The sequence below is a fragment of the Proteus sp. G2675 genome, from assembly GCF_963886535.1.
GTDB classification, from domain to species: Bacteria; Pseudomonadota; Gammaproteobacteria; order Enterobacterales; family Enterobacteriaceae; genus Proteus; species Proteus mirabilis.
Genome location: NZ_CAWPCB010000050.1, coordinates 73324 through 95000 on the forward strand (window position 1 = coordinate 73324; position 21677 = coordinate 95000).

At 39.2% G+C, this 21677-nt stretch carries 20 protein-coding genes, 1 rRNA gene and 1 other annotated feature (1 of these 22 running past the window's edge); of the genes, 14 read left to right on the forward strand and 7 right to left on the reverse strand.

Features of this window, described 5'->3' with window-relative positions:
• The first annotated feature begins 68 nt into the window (after positions 1 to 68).
• Positions 69 to 1649 carry a glutamate--cysteine ligase gene (gshA, locus tag AACQ49_RS16265; protein WP_004252262.1) on the forward strand — a complete coding sequence of 527 codons (1581 nt, stop codon included), beginning with the start codon at positions 69 to 71 and terminating at the stop codon, positions 1647 to 1649.
• A 165-nt stretch (positions 1650 to 1814) separates the two neighbouring features.
• On the forward strand, positions 1815 to 2330 hold the full coding sequence (gene luxS / locus AACQ49_RS16270) for an S-ribosylhomocysteine lyase (protein WP_004244776.1): 516 nt from the start codon (positions 1815 to 1817) through the stop codon (positions 2328 to 2330).
• 130 nt (positions 2331 to 2460) lie between these two features.
• Here luxS and AACQ49_RS16275 read toward each other — a convergent pair whose 3' ends face one another.
• Entirely contained in the window at positions 2461 to 3735 is a 1275-nt protein-coding gene (locus AACQ49_RS16275) for an HlyC/CorC family transporter (RefSeq protein WP_004247404.1), read from the reverse strand.
• Positions 3736 to 3770: 35 nt separating this feature from the next.
• Positions 3771 to 4571, reverse strand: a complete 801-nt coding sequence (locus tag AACQ49_RS16280; RefSeq protein WP_004244774.1) for a cytochrome C assembly family protein — start codon at positions 4569 to 4571, stop codon at positions 3771 to 3773.
• A gap of 172 nt (positions 4572 to 4743) precedes the next feature.
• Here AACQ49_RS16280 and ffh point away from each other — a divergent pair, with 172 nt between their 5' ends.
• The 7 genes from ffh to tyrA all read left to right on the forward strand — a co-directional run bounded on the left by ffh (position 4744) and on the right by tyrA (position 10958).
• Positions 4744 to 6105, forward strand: a complete 1362-nt coding sequence (ffh, locus tag AACQ49_RS16285; RefSeq protein WP_004244773.1) for a signal recognition particle protein — start codon at positions 4744 to 4746, stop codon at positions 6103 to 6105.
• A gap of 137 nt (positions 6106 to 6242) precedes the next feature.
• The gene (rpsP, locus tag AACQ49_RS16290; protein WP_004244772.1) at positions 6243 to 6491 is read left to right on the forward strand and encodes a 30S ribosomal protein S16; all 249 of its coding nucleotides are present in this window, start codon (positions 6243 to 6245) and stop codon (positions 6489 to 6491) included.
• An 18-nt stretch (positions 6492 to 6509) separates the two neighbouring features.
• Positions 6510 to 7055 carry a ribosome maturation factor RimM gene (gene rimM / locus AACQ49_RS16295; RefSeq protein WP_004244771.1) on the forward strand — a complete coding sequence of 182 codons (546 nt, stop codon included), beginning with the start codon at positions 6510 to 6512 and terminating at the stop codon, positions 7053 to 7055.
• A 39-nt stretch (positions 7056 to 7094) separates the two neighbouring features.
• Positions 7095 to 7847, forward strand: coding sequence for a tRNA (guanosine(37)-N1)-methyltransferase TrmD (trmD, locus tag AACQ49_RS16300; protein ID WP_004244770.1), 753 nt, complete (start codon positions 7095 to 7097; stop codon positions 7845 to 7847).
• Between the two features lie 52 nt (positions 7848 to 7899).
• A complete protein-coding gene (rplS, locus tag AACQ49_RS16305; protein ID WP_004244769.1) occupies positions 7900 to 8253 on the forward strand; it encodes a 50S ribosomal protein L19 in 354 nt (117 codons plus the stop codon).
• A gap of 450 nt (positions 8254 to 8703) precedes the next feature.
• Positions 8704 to 9798 carry a 3-deoxy-7-phosphoheptulonate synthase gene (locus AACQ49_RS16310; RefSeq protein WP_004247405.1) on the forward strand — a complete coding sequence of 365 codons (1095 nt, stop codon included), beginning with the start codon at positions 8704 to 8706 and terminating at the stop codon, positions 9796 to 9798.
• 35 nt (positions 9799 to 9833) lie between these two features.
• A complete protein-coding gene (gene tyrA, locus AACQ49_RS16315) occupies positions 9834 to 10958 on the forward strand; it encodes a bifunctional chorismate mutase/prephenate dehydrogenase (protein ID WP_004247406.1) in 1125 nt (374 codons plus the stop codon).
• Positions 10959 to 11062: 104 nt separating this feature from the next.
• Here tyrA and AACQ49_RS16320 read toward each other — a convergent pair whose 3' ends face one another.
• Both AACQ49_RS16320 and AACQ49_RS16325 read right to left on the reverse strand, forming a co-directional pair.
• Entirely contained in the window at positions 11063 to 11236 is a 174-nt protein-coding gene (locus AACQ49_RS16320) for a hypothetical protein (RefSeq protein WP_004244766.1), read from the reverse strand.
• 29 nt (positions 11237 to 11265) lie between these two features.
• Positions 11266 to 11421, reverse strand: coding sequence for a hypothetical protein (locus AACQ49_RS16325; protein WP_339366799.1), 156 nt, complete (start codon positions 11419 to 11421; stop codon positions 11266 to 11268).
• Positions 11422 to 11809: 388 nt separating this feature from the next.
• On the opposite strand from AACQ49_RS16325, the gene AACQ49_RS16330 reads away from it, so the two are divergent.
• Complete coding sequence (locus AACQ49_RS16330; protein WP_026090474.1) at positions 11810 to 13150, forward strand: anaerobic C4-dicarboxylate transporter; 1341 nt, start codon at positions 11810 to 11812, stop codon at positions 13148 to 13150.
• 93 nt (positions 13151 to 13243) lie between these two features.
• On the opposite strand, the gene pheA is transcribed toward AACQ49_RS16330, so the two are convergent.
• The 3 genes from pheA to bamD form a co-directional block, all read right to left on the reverse strand.
• Positions 13244 to 14401: a bifunctional chorismate mutase/prephenate dehydratase gene (gene pheA, locus AACQ49_RS16335; RefSeq protein ID WP_161779173.1), complete on the reverse strand. Its 1158-nt coding sequence runs from the start codon at positions 14399 to 14401 to the stop codon at positions 13244 to 13246.
• A 35-nt stretch (positions 14402 to 14436) separates the two neighbouring features.
• Positions 14437 to 14555 (reverse strand) — a sequence feature (Phe leader region).
• Positions 14556 to 14710: 155 nt separating this feature from the next.
• Positions 14711 to 15046, reverse strand: a complete 336-nt coding sequence (gene raiA / locus AACQ49_RS16340; RefSeq protein WP_004244763.1) for a ribosome-associated translation inhibitor RaiA — start codon at positions 15044 to 15046, stop codon at positions 14711 to 14713.
• 269 nt (positions 15047 to 15315) lie between these two features.
• On the reverse strand, positions 15316 to 16050 hold the full coding sequence (gene bamD / locus AACQ49_RS16345) for an outer membrane protein assembly factor BamD (RefSeq protein ID WP_012367573.1): 735 nt from the start codon (positions 16048 to 16050) through the stop codon (positions 15316 to 15318).
• Between the two features lie 130 nt (positions 16051 to 16180).
• On the opposite strand from bamD, the gene rluD reads away from it, so the two are divergent.
• From rluD to AACQ49_RS16365, 4 genes are all read left to right on the forward strand, one after another.
• Positions 16181 to 17158 carry a 23S rRNA pseudouridine(1911/1915/1917) synthase RluD gene (gene rluD / locus AACQ49_RS16350; protein WP_004244761.1) on the forward strand — a complete coding sequence of 326 codons (978 nt, stop codon included), beginning with the start codon at positions 16181 to 16183 and terminating at the stop codon, positions 17156 to 17158.
• Complete coding sequence (gene yfiH, locus AACQ49_RS16355; protein WP_004247410.1) at positions 17159 to 17890, forward strand: purine nucleoside phosphorylase YfiH; 732 nt, start codon at positions 17159 to 17161, stop codon at positions 17888 to 17890.
• 145 nt (positions 17891 to 18035) lie between these two features.
• Positions 18036 to 20612, forward strand: coding sequence for an ATP-dependent chaperone ClpB (clpB, locus tag AACQ49_RS16360; RefSeq protein ID WP_004244758.1), 2577 nt, complete (start codon positions 18036 to 18038; stop codon positions 20610 to 20612).
• A 578-nt stretch (positions 20613 to 21190) separates the two neighbouring features.
• Positions 21191 to 21677: ribosomal RNA gene (locus AACQ49_RS16365) — 16S ribosomal RNA — on the forward strand; it runs 1056 nt beyond the window's last position.

Below are 21677 nucleotides of genomic sequence, written 5' to 3' on the forward strand. Positions count from 1 at the left end.
ATTTGGTGACTTTGCGATAAAGTAACTGTTATCTACTTATTAACATTAACCAACGCGGGAGGTCACCTTTGATCCCGGACGTATCTAAAGCGCTTTCTTGGTTGGAAGCCCATCCTAAAGTTTTATGTGGTATCCACCGTGGTATAGAGCGAGAAACCTTAAGAGTTACTCCTGATGGTCATTTAGCGGCTACAGGACACCCTGTCGAGCTAGGTAAGTCACTCACTCACAAGTGGATCACGACAGATTTTGCTGAGTCTCTGTTAGAGTTTATTACTCCTGTTGACGATAATATTGATCACACCTTACATTTTTTAAGTGATTTGCATCGCTATACGGCACGTCATTTAACCAATGAGCGTATGTGGCCGATGAGTATGCCTTGCTTTATTGAAGCCGAAGATAAAATAACATTAGCGCAATTTGGTACCTCTAATGTTGGGCGTTTTAAGACGTTATATCGTGAAGGGCTGAAAAATCGTTATGGTGCGTTAATGCAAACTATTTCTGGTGTGCATTACAATTTTTCGTTACCTATCGAATTTTGGCAAGCGTGGGCAAATATCACCGATGAAGAAACAGGTAAAGAGGCGATTTCAGACGGTTATTTACGTTTGATCCGTAATTACTACCGTTTTGGTTGGATAATTCCTTTTTTCTTTGGTGCTTCGCCAGCTATTTGTGGTTCATTCTTAAAAGGTCGAAAAACCAATTTACCCTTTGAAAATACCCCTAAAGGCGCAAAATACTTACCTTATGCAACTTCGTTGCGCTTAAGTGATTTAGGCTATACCAATAAGTCACAGAGTGATTTAGATATTACTTTTAATCATCTAGAGACTTATGTGAAAGGTTTGAAAAAGGCCATTCATAAACCGTCAGAAGAATTTGCTAAATTAGGTGTAAAGAAAGACGGTAAGTATATTCAATTAAATACTAACGTATTACAAATTGAAAATGAATTATATGCGCCTATTCGTCCTAAACGCGTAGTCAAAGGGGATGAATCACCTTCTGATGCATTATTACGTGGTGGTATCGAATATATCGAGGTTCGCTCATTAGATATCAATCCATTTACGCCTATCGGCGTTGATGAAACACAAATCCGTTTCTTAGATTTATTCTTGATTTGGTGTGTATTAGCGGATGCACCAGAAATGAATGCAGAAGAATTGGCCTGCTGTCGTGCAAATTGGAATAACGTTATTCTAGAAGGGCGTAAGCCAGGTCAAGTTATTGGCATGGGTTGTGGTGAAAGAAAAGAGCCATTAGCACAAGTGGGGAAAGCGCTTTTTGCTGACTTACAGCGCGTAGCTAAGGTATTAGATAGCTGTTCTGGAACTAAATATCTAGAAGTTTGCCTTAAGTTAGAGGAAATGTTTGATAATCCGCAATTAACCTTCTCTGGCAGATTATTAGAAAAAATTAAAGCACAGGGTATTGGCGGTTATGGTCTATCTTTAGCTGAAGAATATCATCAACAATTAATCAATACCGCTTATGAAGTGTTAACAGATGATGCTTTTGAACATGAGAGAATTTCATCTATTAAACGTCAGGCAGACTTAGAAAAGAGTGATACCATTTCTTTCGATGAATATTTGAAGCTCCATGCTGGGCCAAATAATGATGGTGTGGCTTCTTAAAACTCAGATAGAAAAAAGCCACACTAAAATTTGTGTGGCTGAATAAATTCTATAGAGAAATAGGGATGATAACATTTTGCGCGTATTCATTACTAAGACCGAGGCGCTCGCAGAAAGTTTCATGTTCTCTTAAAAATATTTAAAAATTTTCTTAGGAGGTTTTTTATGCCGTTATTGGATAGCTTTACTGTTGACCATACACGTATGTCTGCACCTGCGGTACGCGTTGCTAAAACGATGAAAACACCCTCTGGTGATACTATTACCGTTTTTGACTTACGCTTTACTGTCCCAAATAAAAAAGCCATGCCTGAGAAAGGAATTCATACGTTAGAGCACTTATTTGCAGGTTTCATGCGTAATCACTTAAATGGTGAAGGTGTTGAGATCATCGATATTTCGCCAATGGGATGTCGTACAGGCTTTTATATGAGCTTAATTGGTCAGCCTGATGAGCAACGTGTTGCTAATGCATGGAAGGCAGCTATGGAAGATGTATTGAAGGTTAAAGATCAAAACCATATTCCTGAGCTTAATGTCTACCAATGTGGGACTTATGAAATGCACTCGTTAGCTGAAGCTCAAGATATTGCACGAGACATTTTATCTCACACTATTGGCATTAATCATAATGATGAATTAGCACTACCAGAAGACAAACTCAAAGAGTTACAAATCTAGTTACAGTTGCTTTATAGATAAAGAGACAATAACTCAAGCTATTTGATCTTGATTTGTTGTCTCTTTTAATTTGATGGGTGATTTATCATAACGGTCAACGCCAATTGCATTGAACCGCTATTAATAATCGCTAGTGACGAGAGGGCGTAAGATGGCGGATCAAGGCTTTCTTAATCACATTGTCTTGCACTTCCAACACTTCAAATTCATAACCATCAATCGTTATTTTGGCACCTACTACGGGTAAATCACCCAACTCTTCAATAATAACCCCATTAATTGTTCGAGCTTCATTTTCTGGTAAATGGCAAGCAAAGGCTTTATTGATATCTCGGATATTGGTTGTGCCATCCACTAATAGTGAACCATCCTTTTGTGGGATCACTTCTTCTGCTAAAGAAGGAGACATTGAGGTAGTAAAATCACCGACAATCTCTTCTAGGATATCTTCAACAGTGACTAATCCTTGAATTTCACCATATTCATCGACGACAATACCGGCTTTTTCATTATTACGTTGAAAATTAACTAGTTGTAAGCTAAGTGGTGTACTTTCTGGGATAAAATAGATTTTATCAGCCGCTTTAATCAAAATTTGTTTAGTAAATTCTTTCTTCTCTGTCATAAGACGGTAAGCTTCGCGTACTCGTAGCATACCAATGACGTCATCGAGGGTATCACGATAAAGGACAATACGCCCATGGGGGGAGTGAGTTAACTGTCTGACAATGGATTTCCACTCATCATTGACATCAATACCAAAAATTTCATTTCTTGGTACCATAATATCGCCAATGGTCACTTTTTCTAAATCCAAAATAGAAATTAGCATATTTTGGTTACGCTGTGACAGTTTCGATTTTGATTCATTCACAATGGTGCGTAGTTCTTCTTTTGATACCGCATTACCCTGTATTACGGGGGATTTAATACCGAAAATGCGCATAAACACTAAGGTAATTTGGTTAAAAAACCACACAACGGGCAACATGATTTTCTGTAAAGGTGACAAAAGAACGCTACTTGGATAAGCGAAACGTTCTGGATAAAGCGCTGCGATAGATTTTGGTAGTACCTCAGCAAAAATAAGAATGACAAAGGTTAATACACCTGTTGCAATAGCTACTCCTGCATCACCATATAAACGCATTCCTACAATAGTGGCGAGAGCGGAGGCGACAATATTAATCAGGTTATTACCAATTAATACTAAGCTAATCAATCTATCGGGACGCTGTAATAGTTTTTCTACTCTTTTGGCTGAGCGATTACCTTGCTTGGCCGCGTGGCGTAGCCGATAACGATTGATAGTCATCATGCTAGTTTCAGTGCCTGAAAAATAGGCTGAGGCAAAGATCATACCGATAAGTATGATAATGAGCGTTGTTGTCGACACATGCTCCAAAATTGAGTTCCTTTTGCTACCTTAAAATGAAAAGATTAATTAAGCATTAACTCTTGCAATAAACGATTACCAAAAAAAGCTAATGTCAAAATAATGGCACCGATCAGGTTAAAAATAACCACTTTTTTCCCACGCCAACCCTCACGGAAGTGTCCCCATAATAAAATGATGTAGACAAACCACGCAATAATAGAAAATATTGATTTATGGATATTTTCTTTACCAAAGATATTATCCATATATAACAGGCCGGTACACAAGGTTAATGTCAGTAATACTACCCCCACTTGGGTAATATGAAACATTTTACGTTCAATTGACATTAATGGTGGCATTTGTGGTGAAAATTTTAGTTTCTTATTTTTTAGTTGATAGTCGAGCCAGCTGAGTTGTAAGGCATATAAAGCAGCAATTAACAAAGTGGCGTAACTTAATAAAGCAAGCCCAATATGAATAAAGAGCGATGTGCTACTTTCAAGGTGGGTGACAAACTCACCTGGCATCAAGGCGGCAATAATGAGATTGACTATGGAAAAGCAATAAACAATAGGCAGCAAAAACCAAGCTCTACCACGGGAAGCAACAATGGTCATGATAACGCAGACCATTAAACTGACCACCGCCCCTAAATTGGTGAGTGACAGATTTTGCCCGCTATGTGGACGGAAAATCAAAAATTTTAATGAGATAGCATGGGTCACAAGGGCGACCACCGCAAAAAGCAGCGCTAATCCACGGTATCCATTTTGCTCTTTTCTCAGCAAACTGGGGAGAATAAACACCAGACTGAGTAAATAAGCGCAGACAGCAACGATAGAGATTGATATAACGGGCATAGTTTCGCTTACATAATAGGGTACATAATTGCTTAGTATAGCGCTAGGTGAATTCCGCTCCAACTATTGAAGTCATTAAGCGTAAATCTCTATGCAGAGATCTGCGCGTCATCGTGATATAATCGATGAAATAGACGACAGACAAGCCCAACTTTAACACTGAGCTAAGATAATGTTTGAGAATTTAAGTGACAGATTATCGCGCACATTGCGCAATATCAGCGGCAGAGGCCGACTGACCGAAGAAAACATTAAAGACACACTGCGCGAAGTGCGTATGGCTTTATTAGAAGCTGATGTGGCTTTGCCCGTGGTTCGTGAGTTTATTGCACGTGTCAAAGAGAGTGCAGTAGGTCATGAAGTTAACAAAAGTCTGACCCCAGGTCAGGAGTTTGTCAAAATTGTACAAAATGAGCTGGTAAATGCGATGGGAGAGGTCAATAACGATCTTGACCTTTCAGCTCAGCCTCCTGCCGTGGTATTAATGGCTGGTTTACAGGGTGCGGGTAAAACGACAAGTGTTGCTAAACTCGGTAAATTTTTAAAAGAGAAAAAGAAGAAAAAAGTATTAGTAGTTTCTGCTGACGTCTATCGTCCCGCAGCGATTAAACAACTGGAAACCTTAGCCGAAACGGTTGGTGTTGACTTTTTCCCTTCAACGGTACAAGAAAATCCCGTCACCATTGCTAGCAATGCGTTAAAACATGCTCAGCTCCAATTTTATGATGTATTGCTGGTGGATACTGCGGGTCGTTTACATGTTGATGAAGGCATGATGGAGGAGATCCAACTTCTTCATAAAGCAATCAATCCAGTAGAAACCCTATTCGTTGTTGATGCAATGACAGGGCAAGATGCTGCTAACACCGCAAAAGCCTTTAATGAAGCACTCCCTTTAACAGGGGTGGTATTAACTAAAGTTGATGGTGATGCTCGTGGTGGTGCCGCATTATCTATTCGTCATATCACAGGGAAACCAATTAAATTCCTCGGTGTTGGTGAAAAAACAGAAGCATTAGAACCTTTCCATCCCGATCGTATTGCCTCACGTATTTTAGGCATGGGCGATGTTCTTTCATTAATTGAAGATATCGAAAGTAAAGTTGACCGAGCGCAAGCTGAAAAGCTGGCAACTAAACTAAAAAAAGGGGACGGTTTTGATTTAAATGATTTCTTAGATCAGTTAAAGCAAATGAAAAACATGGGGGGCATGGCGAGTATGCTAAGTAAAATGCCCGGCATGTCTCAGGTGCCTGATGCGGTGAAATCACAAATGGACGACTCAATTTTAGTCAAAATGGAAGCTATTATTAGCTCAATGACGAAAAAAGAGCGCCAAAAACCTGAAATCATCAAAGGTTCTCGTAAACGTCGTATTGCGATGGGATCGGGAACACAAGTGCAAGACGTCAACCGCTTATTAAAGCAGTTTGATGATATGCAACGTATGATGAAAAAGATGAAGAAGGGCGGCTTGGCTAAGATGATGCGTGGCATGAAAGGTATGATGCCACCAGGCTTTCCAGGTCGCTAAAAGCAAAAAGTCCGAAAAAAACGTCGCTTTGGATTGCTTTTTTCGCCAAAGTGAGTAAACTTTTCGGGCTTTTTATATGACAACCGGACGCCATTCCTCGATGGGGTCTGGTTGTTTTGTTAACTAATGAGGATGTTATGGTAACAATTCGTTTAGCTCGTGGCGGCGCAAAAAAGCGTCCGTTTTACCAAGTAGTCGTGACCGATAGCCGCAATGCGCGTGATGGTCGTTTTATTGAACGTGTAGGTTTTTATAACCCACTGGCAACCGGTAATGCAGAAGAATTACGTTTAGACGTAGACCGTGTTGAACATTGGGTTGCTCAAGGCGCAACTGTTTCAGAACGTGTTGCTGGCCTGATCAAATCAGCGAAGAAAAGCGCTTAATCTGTCGCGGTGGTAACAATGAGCGAACAAAAAACCTTTAAAGAGCCTGTAGAACCTATTGTTATGGGTAAGTTGGGCTCACCTTACGGGATCCGTGGTTGGCTCAGAGTTTTTTCTTCCACCGAACATGCCGAAAACATTTTTGAATATCAACCGTGGTTTATTCAACGACATGGTCAATGGGAATCCATTGAGATAGAAACTTGGAAACACCACAATCAAGATATTATCGTCAAGCTAAAAGGTATTGACGACAGAGATGCTGCAAATATTTTGACTAATTTTGAAATTGTCGTAAGTGCTACACAACTTCCTGATCTAGACGGTGAGTATTACTGGAAAGATCTGATGGGTTGTCAGGTAGAAACTGACAAGGGCTACGATTTAGGTGTCGTTAACGACATGATGGAAACGGGCTCAAATGACGTCATGGTAATCAAAGCAAATCTGAAAGATGCATTCGGTGTCAGGGAGCGGTTAGTTCCGTTTCTTGATGGGCAGGTTATCAAGAAAGTCGATCTCTCAGCGAAAAAAATTATCGTTGATTGGGATCCTGGTTTTTAGATTCTCCGGTTAACGGTTCTCAACAGTGGGACAGTGCAAATGTGGATTGGGGTAATTAGCCTATTTCCTGAAATGTTCCGCGCTATAACCGAGTACGGGGTGACTGGTCGGGCAGTGAAGCATGGTCTGCTGAATGTGGAATGTTGGGATCCCCGAGATTTCACTTATGACAGACATCATACAGTAGATGATCGCCCCTATGGCGGTGGTCCCGGTATGTTGATGATGGTACAACCGTTAAGGGAAGCTATTCATCAAGCAAAAGCTGCGGCAGGTGATGGTGCAAAGGTGATTTATTTATCACCTCAAGGGCGCAAACTCGATCAACAAGGTGTTTGCGAATTGGCCACAAATGAGAAATTAATTCTGGTTTGCGGTCGATACGAAGGAATAGATGAGCGTGTCATTCAGACCGAAATCGATGAAGAGTGGTCTGTTGGTGATTACGTATTAAGTGGTGGGGAACTCCCTGCCATGATAATGATAGATGCAGTAGCACGTTTTGTTCCTGGTGTTCTTGGACATGCGGCTTCGGCGAAAGAAGACTCTTTTGCAGAAGGATTACTGGATCATCCTCACTATACTCGTCCAGAGGTGTTAGATGGTATGGCGGTTCCGGCAGTGTTACTGTCTGGTAATCACGCTCATATTAATCGCTGGCGTATGAAACAATCGCTGGGCCGGACCTGGCTAAGAAGACCTGAGCTTCTGGAAAGCCTAGCTCTGACTGACGAGCAAAGAGTGCTGTTAGCAGAATTCCAGCAGGAACATTTGCAAAGAACAGCAGAGTAAGTCTGACACAAAGTGTCATTAATATCAGTTTACCTAGGGTAAGAGAGTTATTATGAGCAATATTATTAAACAAATCGAACAAGAACAAATGAAGCAAGATGTACCTTCATTTCGTCCAGGCGATAATGTAGAAGTTAAGGTATGGGTCGTTGAAGGTTCTAAAAAACGTCTGCAGGCATTCGAGGGCGTGGTTATCGCTATTCGTAACCGCGGTCTGCACTCTGCATTTACTGTTCGTAAAATTTCTAATGGCGAAGGTGTTGAGCGTGTATTCCAAACTCACTCCCCAGTCGTAGATAGCATCACAGTTAAACGTCGTGGTGCGGTTCGTAAAGCTAAACTGTACTACCTGCGTGAGCGTTCAGGTAAGGCTGCACGTATTAAAGAGCGTCTTAACGCTAAATAATACGCTTTCGCACATCCGAAAGTTATGGTTAAAAGGCCAGCATCAGCTGGCCTTTTTTTGACTATAACCTGCTCTATTTCCTCTAATGTCTTCTATCTTTTTATAAGCACTCGACAATAACTCACCTCCTTGCCTATTTTTCTCATCATTAAATAACATCTCTTATAAAGTCGTTTCATCTGCTAGGTGAAGGCCAATTTCTTGCGGGTGTAAAATTAAAATTACAGTCTGCTATTTTTATTTTATCTTAGTCACATTTTTTGTGTTATTTTGATATTTATAATCTATTGATTTATAAAAATAAATCTAACAATACCTCTATTATGTAAACATATAATTACGATTATACCTTTTTTATTGAAAATATGGATTGATTTCTTTACATTGCATGTTATCTTATCGTTTAGACACACAAAAATCACAATGACAGACATAAAAAAGGTAAAGATTATGATCATGCAAAAAGACGCACTCAATAATGTCAACATCAGCGAAGAGCTGGTGTTAATTACGCCGGAAGAGTTAAAACAAAAATACCCGTTGAGTCGTAATGATCTGCATGCCATTACTCAATCACGTCAAACTATTTCTGAAATTGTTCAACGTCGTGATCCGCGTTTATTAGTGGTATGTGGCCCTTGTTCTATTCATGATGTCGATGTTGCGTTAGATTACGCAAAACGTCTAAAAGTCTTAGCGTCTGAGTTAAGTGATAGTCTGTATATTGTGATGCGTGTCTATTTTGAAAAACCTCGTACAACAGTTGGTTGGAAAGGTTTAATTAGTGATCCGTTTATGGATGGCAGTTTTGAGATGGAAAAAGGCTTACATATTGCCCGTAAACTATTAACAGAGTTGGTTCAGTTAGGTTTACCTTTAGCTACGGAAGCCTTAGATCCTAACAATCCTCAATACTTAGGTGATTTATTTAGTTGGTCAGCTATTGGGGCAAGAACGACCGAGTCTCAAACCCATCGTGAAATGGCATCAGGTTTATCAATGCCTGTCGGTTTTAAAAATGGTACAGATGGTAATTTAGATACGGCTATTAATGCGATGAAAGCGGCTTCTATGCCACATCGTTTTATGGGCATTAATCAATCAGGACAAGTCTGTTTATTACAAACACAAGGCAATCCTGATGGACATGTTATTTTGCGTGGGGGTAAGAAACCTAATTACCATGAAGAAGATGTCGCGTTATGTGAAGCTCATATGATAAAAGCGGGATTAACACCATCATTGATGATTGATTGCAGTCATGGTAATTCAAATAAAGATTTTCGTCGTCAATCTGTCGTGGTTGATTCAGTGATTGAGCAAATTAAAAAAGGTAATCAATCAATAACAGGAATTATGTTAGAAAGCCATATTAATGAAGGCAATCAGTCATCAGAGCAGCCTCGTAGTGAGATGAAGTACGGTGTTTCTGTTACTGATGCATGTATTAGCTGGGAAACCACTGAATCGGTGTTAAGAAATCTGCATCAGCAAATTTCGCCAGTTTTAGCACAGCGTGCAGCGCAACTAAGAAAAGTTAGCTAACCCAATAACACTTTAATAAGAAGAGGCAAGCATAGATGGCTGAAGAATTACAAAATTTGCGAGAGCAAATTGATCAGGTGGATAAAACATTGCTTTCTTTACTCGCCAAAAGAATGCAATTGGTAGCAGAAGTGGGAGAAGTTAAAAATCGCCACGGGTTACCTATCTATGCACCAGATAGAGAAGCCGCAATGCTTGCTTCTCGACGTAATGAAGCTGAAAAAATGGGTATTTCTGCTGATTTAATTGAAGATGTTTTACGTCGAGTAATGAGAGAGTCATATAGCAAAGAAAATGATAAAGGCTTTAAAACACTTAATCCCCAATTAGGCAAAATTGTCATTGTGGGGGGGAACGGAAAAATGGGGAGACTTTTTTCTCGTCTCTTTACACTTTCTGGCTATCAAGTGGAAAGTCTTGAAGCGGATGAGTGGCAAAGTAAATCTCCGGCTATTTTTGCGGATGCTGGTATGGTGATAATCAGTGTCCCAATCCATTTAACGGTTGATGTTATTAAGCAATTACCGCCCTTGCCAGAAAATTGTTTATTGGTAGATTTAGCCTCAATCAAGCAAGCGCCTTTAGAGGCGATGTTAAAAGCACATAATGGCCCTGTTTTAGGACTACATCCAATGTTTGGTCCAGATGTGCCAAGTTTAGCAAAACAAGTAATCGCTTATTGTGAAGGGCGAGATTTATCACATTTTGAGTGGTTGCTTGAGCAACTTATGGTGTGGGGAGCAAGAGTAGAGGCTATTACTGCACAAGAGCACGATAAAAATATGAGTTTTATCCAAGCATTGCGACATTTTACTACTTTTGCATATGGGCAACATTTGGTGAAAGAGAATGTCGATTTAGCCAGTTTATTAAGATTATCTTCTCCCATCTATCGTTTAGAGCTAGCGATGATTGGTAGGCTCTTTGCTCAAGATCCACAATTATATGCCGATATTATTTTATCTTCACAAGAAAACATTAACTTGATCCGTAGATATCATCATTCATTAGGTGAAGCTATAGCCTTATTAGATATAAACACAAAAGATGAATTTATTGGCTCATTTAATAATGTAAGTGATTGGTTCGGTGATTATGCTTCACAATTTATGAAAGAGAGTGGTGCGTTATTACAAAAAGCCAATGATAGCCGGATTTAGTATAAATATACATAAACGCTATACCTAATACTTATAGTAAGAAAAACGAATGACAGGTTATGTTATTCGTTTTTTATTTTATATGTTATATCTTGCGATAAATATTACCACTCATCATCACAAGGGGGCCAAACACAGCGAGTAGATTGTTGGGTATTGCTATTATGTTGACAATACTGATTAACAGTGCTGGTATCTTTGATTTTATTATCCCAAGTATAAGCGCTAGCATAAAAAGCGAATAAACTTGATAGTATAAAAATAATTAATTTCTTCATTTTCTTCTCCTAACGTTGATAGTTATAACTTAATAATCGTTCGGAACGGGGCATGGGCTTACGGTACAGCGAGTTGAACTTATATGGTGATCTAATGAATAGGAGTAATAGCCTTTTCCTTTATGAGCACTATCAACGAAATTCAAATAGCTCAAACCTAGCAGTAACATGATAATTGTATGCATATCTATTCCTTACTTATTCAATATTCACAATGAATAAAACCAATATACATTTAGAAAAAATGAATGAAATTTCTATTTTTAGTAATCACCTAATAATGACAACATTATATTATTTTTAATTTATTTGTTATGTAATTGTTGTCTATGGGTTTAATTAGTTAATGATAAATGTTCAAGATTGTCTTTTCCTTTTAAACTATTTGTCGGTGAGATCTTAAATTTGCATAAAATAATTAACGGATATTAAAACTATAACAACGATCAAAAAAATACCTATAACAGATGCCGTAAATTATATTGGTCGACGTTGTTTTTTTGCAAAAAGTGCTAACGATTTAATTGTATTATTTTTTATTTCTATTCCGATGCGTTTTTTAAGGGGTTAATGATGGACTTTATAATACAACTAGCCATTATATTAGTTTGTTTATTTTATGGAGCAAGGAAAGGGGGAATTGCATTAGGTCTATTAGGCGGAGTGGGGCTGGTTATTTTAGTCTTTATTTTTAATTTACCTCCGGGTAAACCGCCTGTCGATGTGATGTTAGTGATTATTGCTGTCGTCTCTGCATCTGCAACGTTACAAGCATCGGGTGGTTTAGATGTTATGTTGCAAATAGCTGAAAAATTATTAAGAAAAAATCCGAAGTATATTTCTATTGTTGCACCTCTCGTTACCTGTACCCTGACTATATTATGTGGTACTGGACATGTGGTTTATACCATTTTGCCTATTATCTATGATGTATCGATTAAAAATAATATTCGTCCAGAAAGACCGATGGCAGCCAGTACCATTGGTTCACAAATGGGAATTATCGCAAGTCCCGTATCTGTTGCGGTCGTCACCTTAGTGGCAATGTTAGGTAATGTCACTTTTAATGGTAAGCATCTTGAATTTTTAGATTTATTAGCGATTACCATTCCATCAACCTTTATTGGTATTTTAGCCATTGGGATTTTTAGCTGGTTTAGAGGTAAAGAGTTAGATAAAGATCAGCGCTTCCAAGATTTTATTTCCATACCAGAGAATCATGATTACGTTTATGGTGATACTGCAACATTGTTAGATAAGAAATTACCAATGAAAAATTGGGTAGCAATGTGGATATTCTTAGGTGCGATTGCGGTTGTTGCTGTATTAGGTGCATTTTCTGAATTACGTCCCGTATTTAATAATAAACCATTATCTATGGTATTAGTTATTCAAATGTTTATGTTATTAGCGGGCGCTTCTATTATTATTATTTGTAAAACTAATCCCTCACTTATTTCTAAAAATGAAGTTTTTCGCTCTGGTATGATAGCCATTGTGGCGGTCTATGGTATTGCTTGGATGGCAGAAACCATGTTCTCTGCACATATGAAAGAAATAGAAGCTGCATTAGGACAATTAGTTCGTGAGTATCCTTGGGCTTATGCCGTTGTCTTATTACTTGTTTCTAAGTTTGTTAATTCACAAGCCGCCGCATTAGCCGCAATAGTCCCCTTGGCTTTAGGTATTGGTATTGATCCTGCCTATATTGTTGCTTCAGCACCGGCGTGTTATGGCTATTATATTCTTCCTACTTACCCCAGTGATTTAGCCGCTATCCAATTTGACCGTTCAGGAACAACACGTATAGGTCGTTTTGTTATTAATCATAGCTTTATTTTACCGGGATTAATTGGTGTTACTGTTTCTTGTATTTTTGGCTGGGTATTTGCTGCTATGTATGGTTTTTTATAATTAGCTAAATTATCCTGGGAATAGAGTCATAAAAGTAGAAAAGCCAGATAACAATAAGCTATCTGGCTTTTGGTTATAAAGTAGGGTAATAAGCTATTGTATTTCAACGGGTACAATATTTTCTGAAGGATAGCATCCTAATACTTTGAGTGAACGAGATGTTTTTGATAAGTCATGTAATGCTTTTTGCATATTGATATCCCGTAAATTAGCTTGTACATCAATATAAAACATCTCTTCCCAAGGTGTACCATGTATTGGGCGAGACTCTAATTTAGTCATAATAATGCTGTATTGTTTTAAGGTAATTAAAGCATCAACTAATGCCCCTGCTTGTTGCCCCGTTGCCATTAAAAAGGTGGTTTTTGCAGGTACTTGTTCTGATACATCAATAGGTTTACGGGCAATCACAATAAAACGAGTAACATTAATTTGTTGATTAGCTAAATTACTAGCAAGTGGTGTTAAATTATAAAGCGATCCGCCAGCTTCACTGCCAATAGCGGCTACATGGGGAGATTGTGCTAATGCAACTTTTTCCATTGCCGCAGCTGTGCTTTCACAATATTCAATTTTCCAGTGAGGGTATTGATTTAAATAGTGACTGCACTGTTGGAAGGGTTGTGGATGGCTATAAATAGTGTGTAATTCTTCTAGGCTACTCTTAACTGCTGTTAATAAAGCATGGTTTATCGGAATACGAATTTCGCCAACAATCGACAACGAGGTCGTTTGTAGTAAATCATAAACATCATTAATTGCACCAGAACTGGTGTTTTCAATAGGTAGTAAACCGTAATCTGCTTGTCCTGTTTCTACCAGTGTAAAAATATCTTCAAATTTATGGCAAGTGCAATCAACAAAAGTATCAAAATGGCGGGCTGCATATTGGCGAGCGGCAATATGAGAATAAGAACCTTTAGGGCCTAAATAAGCAATTCTTGCAGATTCATTTGCAGTCGCATTAAGGTGTTGCTGTAAAATGGCTTGCTGCGTGAGCACCGAATCTTCGATGATCATTTGAAAAATACGGCTGATATAAAAGCCATCTAATCCAACGTTTTTCCCTTTTTCGATTAATAGCTCAAGCAGTTCACGCTCACGGTTTTTATCTCGAATAGGGCGGTGGGTATTTAATTTAAATTGGGCAACTTCAGTCGATAATTGGCGTCTTTGAGCTAATAGTGAAAGTAGTTCAGAATCTAGCGCAGTGATTTTATCTCTGATTGCTAATAAATCGAGTTTTTCCATGTTAGTGCCCTATACTTTTGTATCGTACCATTTTAAATAAAAAAGCCTCCATTTTTGGAGGCTATTGTCGTTCTTACTTTTCTTTCTGAAATAAACAAAGCCTCTTTAAGAATAGAGTAAAAAGAAAAAGAAGAATGGCAAAAAAGAGTGAGTCATCATTATATGGATTGATTAACTATTTAACATATAGCTATCAAACATGATGATGGGTGAGGAGTCAAGAAAAATACAATAAAAAGCGCATCACGAGGATGCGCAGAGGCGTTTTGAGTCAGTGAATTATTCTAATTTTTAATCAAGCTTCACTACTTATATTTCATTTACGAGTAAATTTTCTTCTTTTAAGCTATTGGCCGCACGTCGAGACTCATTTTTATGCTGAACTTTATTTAATTGACGTTCCAATTTTGCCAAGAGATCATTAATTGCCGCATACATATCAACATGTTGTGCGTTTGCTACAAGTTGTCCATTCGGAGTATGAATACTTGCATCAACACTAAAACCTTTTGGATCCTTAGTGAGAATAATATGAGGGTTGATTAAATTTACCTGCCATTTGTTAAGTTTAGTTAAACGGCTTTCAATGTGTTCACGTAGTGCTGGGGTAATGTCCATTTGTTTGCTAGTGATATTTATAATCATATAGTTACCTCTTTATTACTCCATCTTGGATAGGTTCAGAATATCGTGATACACAATTTAAAACATGATCAAGATCACTTTTTGTTAGAAGTTTATATAACAAGTAATAGAAACGTGACAAATGATAAATAGCTGAAAAAGAGTGCTTGTAGAGTCGTGTTTATTCGTTCATATTAAGAGGGTTGGTCTGATGAAAAGTAAGTTTTTAGCCTTTGAATTAGCATAAAAAAACAGCAGCGCTAGGCTGCTGTTTTTGATAGTAAAAATGTTTAAGCAGGGTTGGCTGCAATCAGTGAGGCAACTTTATCTGCTTCTTGAGTTAAGCCTAGTTTTTTGTAGGCATTTTCCATATACACAAGCGCTTCACGTGTAGCTTCGGTATCTGGATAATCACGCATCATTTGTTCAACTCGATTAATAACCGCGACATAAGCCCCTCGTTTGGTATAGAATTTCGCAACAGAGAGTTCATATTTCGCTAAACGGTTTTTAAGAAAAACAAGACGCTTTGTGGCATCTGCTGTGTAGAGGCTATCAGGATAGTAGCGAACTAACTGGCTAAAGTCTTTGAAAGCCACTCTTGCATGCTGAGGATCACGGTCTGAGCGATCAATACCAAAGAATCCTTGTAATGCACTATCATCTAATGCCTGAGCGGTTAACCCACGCATATATAGAACATAGTCAATATTCGGATGGGTTGGGTTTAATCGCATAAAGCGGTCAATAGCGGAAATCGCCATTGGTAACTCAGCTGATTTATAATAAGCATAAATCAGATCAAGCTGAACTTGTTGTGAGTAAGGACCAAAAGGATAGCGATTATCGAGAGACTCCAGTTGTTTGATAGCCGCTCCATAATTGCCATCTAGCAATTTTTCTTGGCTTGTTGCATAAAGCTCAGAAGGAGACATATCAGCAGTTGCGTCTTTGTCTGAACTAGAACAGCCAGAAAGTAACAGGCTTACAGTGGCCGCTGCCACTAGGTATTTCATGCGTCTCATCACGTATTGATTATCCTCTGAATAGGTTTGGGAGTCTCTCCGTGAAGCTCCCTGAAATCGGTTATACTATAACTCATTTTAAATGAAACGGCTGTGCCGTCAAAATACTAACTTAATATAGAAACTATTTATGTCTCAACAAATACGACTTAATGCTACAGTCGCAGATTCACAGCTGGGTCAACGCTTAGATCAGGCTTTGGCCGAATTGTTCCCTGATTATTCAAGATCACGCATAAAAGAGTGGATCTTAGACAATAGAGTGCAGGTTAACGATAAAATCATCAATAAGCCAAAAGAAAAAATGCTTGGCGGTGAAAAAATTGAAGTCGATGCCTTAATCGAAGAGGATGTTCGTTGGGAGCCTCAGAATATTCCGTTAAATATCGTCTATGAAGATGATGATATTTTGGTGATTAATAAACCAAGAGATCTTGTTGTTCATCCCGGTGCAGGTAATCCTGATGGCACCGTATTAAATGCACTTCTTTATCGTTATCCAGAGATTGTTAATGTTCCCCGTGCTGGTATTGTTCATCGTTTAGATAAAGATACAACAGGTTTGATGGTTGTTGCAAAAACAGTTCCCGCTCAAACTCACTTGGTAGAAGCATTACAGCGTCGCGAAATCACCCGTGAATATGAAGCGGTTGCAACAGGAAGGATGACAGCAGGAGGGCTGGTTAATGAGCCAATTTCTCGACATCCCACCAAACGTACCCATATGGCAGTGCACCCAATGGGAAAACCTGCGGTGACGCATTATCGTGTTATGGAACATTTCCGTGCCCATACCCGCTTACGTTTGCGTCTAGAAACCGGTCGAACTCACCAAATTCGTGTCCATATGGCTCATATCCATCATCCATTAATTGGTGATCAACTGTATGGTGGTAGACCGCGTCCTTTGAAAGGGGCTAGTGAAGAATTTCGTGAGACGTTACGTCGCTTTGACCGACAAGCACTACATGCCACAATGTTACGCCTTTATCATCCTATTACCGGAATTGAAATGGAATGGCATGCACCGTTGCCTGATGATATGGTAGAACTTATTCGCGTACTAAAAGTGGACGCAGAACAGTTTAAAGATGAAATGGACTGGTAAATGACCTCATTGATTTATCCTGATTGGCCACAGCCTGACAATATTGGCGCATGTAGCACATTAAGAACTGGCGGTGTCAGTTTGCCACCTTATAACAGCCTTAATTTAGGAGCGCATGTGGGCGATGATGCGCTATTGGTAGAACAAAATAGACGTATCATTTGTCAACAAGCTCAATTACCTGAAATGCCATTATGGTTAACACAGGTTCATGGTATTGAGGTGGTCAATTTGGATAATCAAGACAATAATTCCGTTGAAGGCGATGCCCTTTACACCTCTAGTGCTAATAAGGTGTGCGCTATCATGACCGCAGATTGTTTACCTGTGCTATTTAGTACCATTGATGGAACGGAAGTTGGCGCTGCCCATGGTGGATGGCGCGGGCTTTGCCAAGGTGTATTACAACAGACACTCGCTCAATTTAAAGCCTCTAATGAGAAGATTATGGCGTGGTTAGGGCCAGCAATAGGCCCTAATGCTTTTGAAGTAGGAGCAGAAGTCCGTCTCGCTTTTGTAGAAAAAAATATTGCCTTTGATAGCGCATTTATTTCCTACAATGGCAAATACTTAGCTAATATTTATATGTTAGCGAGAATAATTCTGCAGGAAAGTGGGGTAAATCAGATTTATGGTGGGGACTTTTGTACTGTTAGCGATAAATCACGCTTTTTCTCCTATCGACGTGAACATACTACCGGACGTATGGCCTCATTAATCTGGATCAAATAGACGCTCTCCAACGTTTATTCTTCCTTATCCCAAATATAGGCAAATATTTTTGCTCAAAATTGTCATTTTGAGCTTGAATATTGTCTAAATGACCTCATCTATTCTCCAGTGATAAATTTTAAATCGAATTTTACTTGGAGGTGTTATGCGTCTGGATAAATTAACCAATAAATTCCAGCAAGCTCTCGCAGACGCCCAGTCATTGGCACTTGGGAACGATAATCAATTTATAGAACCCATACATTTACTGAGTGCGTTATTTAATCAACAAGGTGGCTCTATTCGCCCACTATTAACATCCACAGGTGTTAATGCCTCACAATTTAATGAAAGAATTAATGATGCATTATCTCGATTACCAAAAGTGGAAGGTGCTGGTGGAGAAGTTCACCCTTCAAACGATTTAATTAAACATCTTAATTTATGCGATAAGTTAGCTCAGAAAAAAGGTGATGAATTTATTTCATCAGAACTTTTTCTTTTAGCTGCCATGGAAAGCGGTGGTCAGGTTGCAGATATGCTAAAAGCCGCCGGAGCTAACAAAGCCAGTTTAGAATTAGCCATTGAAAAAATACGTGGTGGAGAAACAGTGAACGATCAAAATGCAGAAGACCAACGTCAAGCATTGAAAAAATATACTGTTGATTTAACAGAACGAGCAGAACAAGGCAAGCTTGACCCCGTTATTGGACGTGATGAAGAAATAAGAAGAACAATCCAGGTATTACAACGTCGTACTAAAAATAACCCAGTATTAATTGGTGAGCCTGGTGTAGGTAAAACCGCGATTGTTGAAGGTTTAGCTCAACGGATCGTTAATGGAGAAGTTCCTGAAGGTTTAAAAAATAAACGTGTGCTTTCACTTGATATGGGATCTTTATTAGCAGGGGCTAAATATCGTGGTGAATTTGAAGAGCGTTTAAAAGCGGTATTAAATGATTTATCTAAACAGGAAGGTAGTGTCATTCTGTTTATTGATGAATTACATACTATGGTTGGTGCCGGTAAAGCTGATGGTGCGATGGATGCAGGGAACATGTTGAAACCTGCTTTGGCACGTGGCGAATTACACTGTGTCGGCGCCACTACATTAGATGAGTATCGCCAATACATTGAAAAAGATGCGGCTTTAGAGCGTCGTTTCCAAAAAGTTTATGTGGCGGAGCCTACGGTAGAAGATACCATCGCCATTTTGCGTGGTTTAAAAGAGCGTTATGAATTGCATCACCATGTACAAATTACGGATCCGGCGATTGTAGCAGCAGCTACTTTGTCTCATCGTTATATTTCTGATCGTATGTTGCCAGATAAAGCAATTGACTTAATCGATGAGGCTGGTGCAAGTCTACGTATGCAGATGGATTCAAAACCAGAAGCATTAGATAGACTGGATAGAAGAATTATTCAGCTAAAACTTGAACAGCAAGCACTGCAAAAAGAATCTGATGATGCAAGTAAAAAACGTTTAGCTATGTTAAATGAAGAACTTGCAGAAAAAGAGAAAGAGTATTCTAGCTTAGAAGAAGAGTGGAAAGCAGAAAAAGCAGAGCTTACTGGTACTCAGCATATAAAAGCAGAATTAGAGCAAGCGCGTATTGCACTAGAGCAGGCTCGCCGTAGTGGTGATTTGGCAAAAATGTCAGAGATCCAATATGGTCAAATTCCTACTTTAGAAAAACAACTTGCTGAAGCCAATAAAACTGAAGATAAGCATATGAAACTGTTACGTAACAAAGTAACAGATGCTGAAATCGCTGAAATCTTAGCACGTTGGACAGGTATCCCTGTGTCTAGAATGTTAGAAGGGGAGCGTGAAAAACTGTTAAGAATGGAACAGGAATTACATAGACGCGTTATCGGCCAAGATGAGGCGGTAAATGCAGTCTCTAACGCAATTCGTCGTAGCCGTGCTGGATTATCAGATCCAAATCGCCCAATTGGTTCGTTCTTATTCTTAGGGCCAACCGGGGTTGGTAAAACTGAATTGTGTAAAGCGCTCGCTGATTTCTTGTTTGATAGTGATGATGCGATGGTGCGTATCGATATGTCTGAGTTTATGGAGAAACACTCTGTTTCACGTTTAGTGGGGGCGCCTCCAGGATATGTGGGCTATGAAGAGGGTGGTTACCTAACAGAAGCTGTTCGTCGCCGTCCTTATTCTGTCATCTTATTAGATGAGGTAGAAAAAGCGCATCCTGATGTGTTTAATATTTTATTACAGGTATTAGACGATGGCCGCTTAACAGATGGACAAGGTAGAACCGTTGATTTCCGTAATACCGTAGTCATTATGACATCAAACTTAGGCTCGGATTTAATTCAAGAGCGCTTCGGTACTCTTGATTATCCGGCAATGAAAACTATTGTTATGGATGTTGTTGGTCACCACTTTAGACCTGAATTTATTAACCGTATTGATGAGGTAGTGGTATTCCATCCATTAGGTAAAGAGAATATTGCCGCTATTGCTCAAATTCAATTACGTCGTTTGTATCAGCGTTTAGAAGAGCGTGGCTATCACGTGACTATTACGGGAGCAGCATTAGAAAAACTGGGTGAAGTTGGATTCGACCCAATCTATGGTGCTCGTCCATTGAAACGTGCTATCCAACAAGAGGTTGAAAACCCATTAGCGCAAGATATCTTATCGGGTAAATTAGTTCCGGGTAAAGAAATTATCTTGGACTTAGATGACAATCAGATCATTGCAAAACAGTCATAAAGTATCTTTATATATAGTAGTGATATATAGAAGATGTCATTAAATTGAAAAAGAGGCCTGAATAGGCCTCTTTTTTATGCCTGCAGTTTTGTGTTTTTAAAGGTAAATGAACAGAACAAAGAGAAGAGTACCTATTTGATCTATTTTTTGAGCAATAAATGTTTATAAATAGCGCTAAAATCGATGCTCTGATTATTAAATATGCTGTTGAACATTTTTTTTCAAAAAACTATTGCCAGCCTCAGAAAACTCCCTATAATGCGTCCTCGTTGTCACGGCACAGGGCGCTAAGCGAACCGGCTGAGAGAACAAAATAAAAAGTGAAAAGCCTAATAAATTAGCGCTTGACACTGAATGAGGAAGATGTAGAATGCACCTCCTTGCAACAACGCGGAAGACCGGAAACGGCAGCGACAGTTGCACTGCTCTTTAACAAATTATCAGACAATCTGTGTGGGCACTCGCAGAGACGATATCTTCTAAAAAATTAGATGTATCAAGTCTTGAAGAGTGACTAACAAGTTAATTCATATAATGAATAAGCTAAGTTTTCGATTTCTTTGAGCATCAAACACTTTTAATTGAAGAGTTTGATCATGGCTCAGATTGAACGCTGGCGGCAGGCCTAACACATGCAAGTCGAGCGGTAACAGGAGAAAGCTTGCTTTCTTGCTGACGAGCGGCGGACGGGTGAGTAATGTATGGGGATCTGCCCGATAGAGGGGGATAACTACTGGAAACGGTGGCTAATACCGCATAATGTCTACGGACCAAAGCAGGGGCTCTTCGGACCTTGCACTATCGGATGAACCCATATGGGATTAGCTAGTAGGTGGGGTAAAGGCTCACCTAGGCGACGATCTCTAGCTGGTCTGAGAGGATGATCAGCCACACTGGGACTGAGACACGGCCCAGACTCCTACGGGAGGCAGCAGTGGGGAATATTGCACAATGGGCGCAAGCCTGATGCAGCCATGCCGCGTGTATGAAGAAGGCCTTAGGGTTGTAAAGTACTTTCAGCGGGGAGGAAGGTGATAAGGTTAATACCCTTGTCAATTGACGTTA

Coding starts and splice junctions, on each gene's coding strand:
- yfiH (WP_004247410.1), top strand. CDS start 17,159: ATGACCTCATTGATTTATCCTGATTGGCCACAGCCTGACAATATTGGC.
- trmD (WP_004244770.1), top strand. CDS start 7,095: ATGTGGATTGGGGTAATTAGCCTATTTCCTGAAATGTTCCGCGCTATA.
- rimM (WP_004244771.1), top strand. CDS start 6,510: ATGAGCGAACAAAAAACCTTTAAAGAGCCTGTAGAACCTATTGTTATG.
- AACQ49_RS16320 (WP_004244766.1), bottom strand. CDS start 11,236: ATGAAGAAATTAATTATTTTTATACTATCAAGTTTATTCGCTTTTTAT.
- AACQ49_RS16325 (WP_339366799.1), bottom strand. CDS start 11,421: ATGCATACAATTATCATGTTACTGCTAGGTTTGAGCTATTTGAATTTC.
- pheA (WP_161779173.1), bottom strand. CDS start 14,401: ATGGAAAAACTCGATTTATTAGCAATCAGAGATAAAATCACTGCGCTA.
- tyrA (WP_004247406.1), top strand. CDS start 9,834: ATGGCTGAAGAATTACAAAATTTGCGAGAGCAAATTGATCAGGTGGAT.
- raiA (WP_004244763.1), bottom strand. CDS start 15,046: ATGATTATAAATATCACTAGCAAACAAATGGACATTACCCCAGCACTA.
- rluD (WP_004244761.1), top strand. CDS start 16,181: ATGTCTCAACAAATACGACTTAATGCTACAGTCGCAGATTCACAGCTG.
- rpsP (WP_004244772.1), top strand. CDS start 6,243: ATGGTAACAATTCGTTTAGCTCGTGGCGGCGCAAAAAAGCGTCCGTTT.
- AACQ49_RS16280 (WP_004244774.1), bottom strand. CDS start 4,571: ATGCCCGTTATATCAATCTCTATCGTTGCTGTCTGCGCTTATTTACTC.
- luxS (WP_004244776.1), top strand. CDS start 1,815: ATGCCGTTATTGGATAGCTTTACTGTTGACCATACACGTATGTCTGCA.
- clpB (WP_004244758.1), top strand. CDS start 18,036: ATGCGTCTGGATAAATTAACCAATAAATTCCAGCAAGCTCTCGCAGAC.
- ffh (WP_004244773.1), top strand. CDS start 4,744: ATGTTTGAGAATTTAAGTGACAGATTATCGCGCACATTGCGCAATATC.
- bamD (WP_012367573.1), bottom strand. CDS start 16,050: ATGAGACGCATGAAATACCTAGTGGCAGCGGCCACTGTAAGCCTGTTA.
- AACQ49_RS16330 (WP_026090474.1), top strand. CDS start 11,810: ATGGACTTTATAATACAACTAGCCATTATATTAGTTTGTTTATTTTAT.
- rplS (WP_004244769.1), top strand. CDS start 7,900: ATGAGCAATATTATTAAACAAATCGAACAAGAACAAATGAAGCAAGAT.
- AACQ49_RS16310 (WP_004247405.1), top strand. CDS start 8,704: ATGATCATGCAAAAAGACGCACTCAATAATGTCAACATCAGCGAAGAG.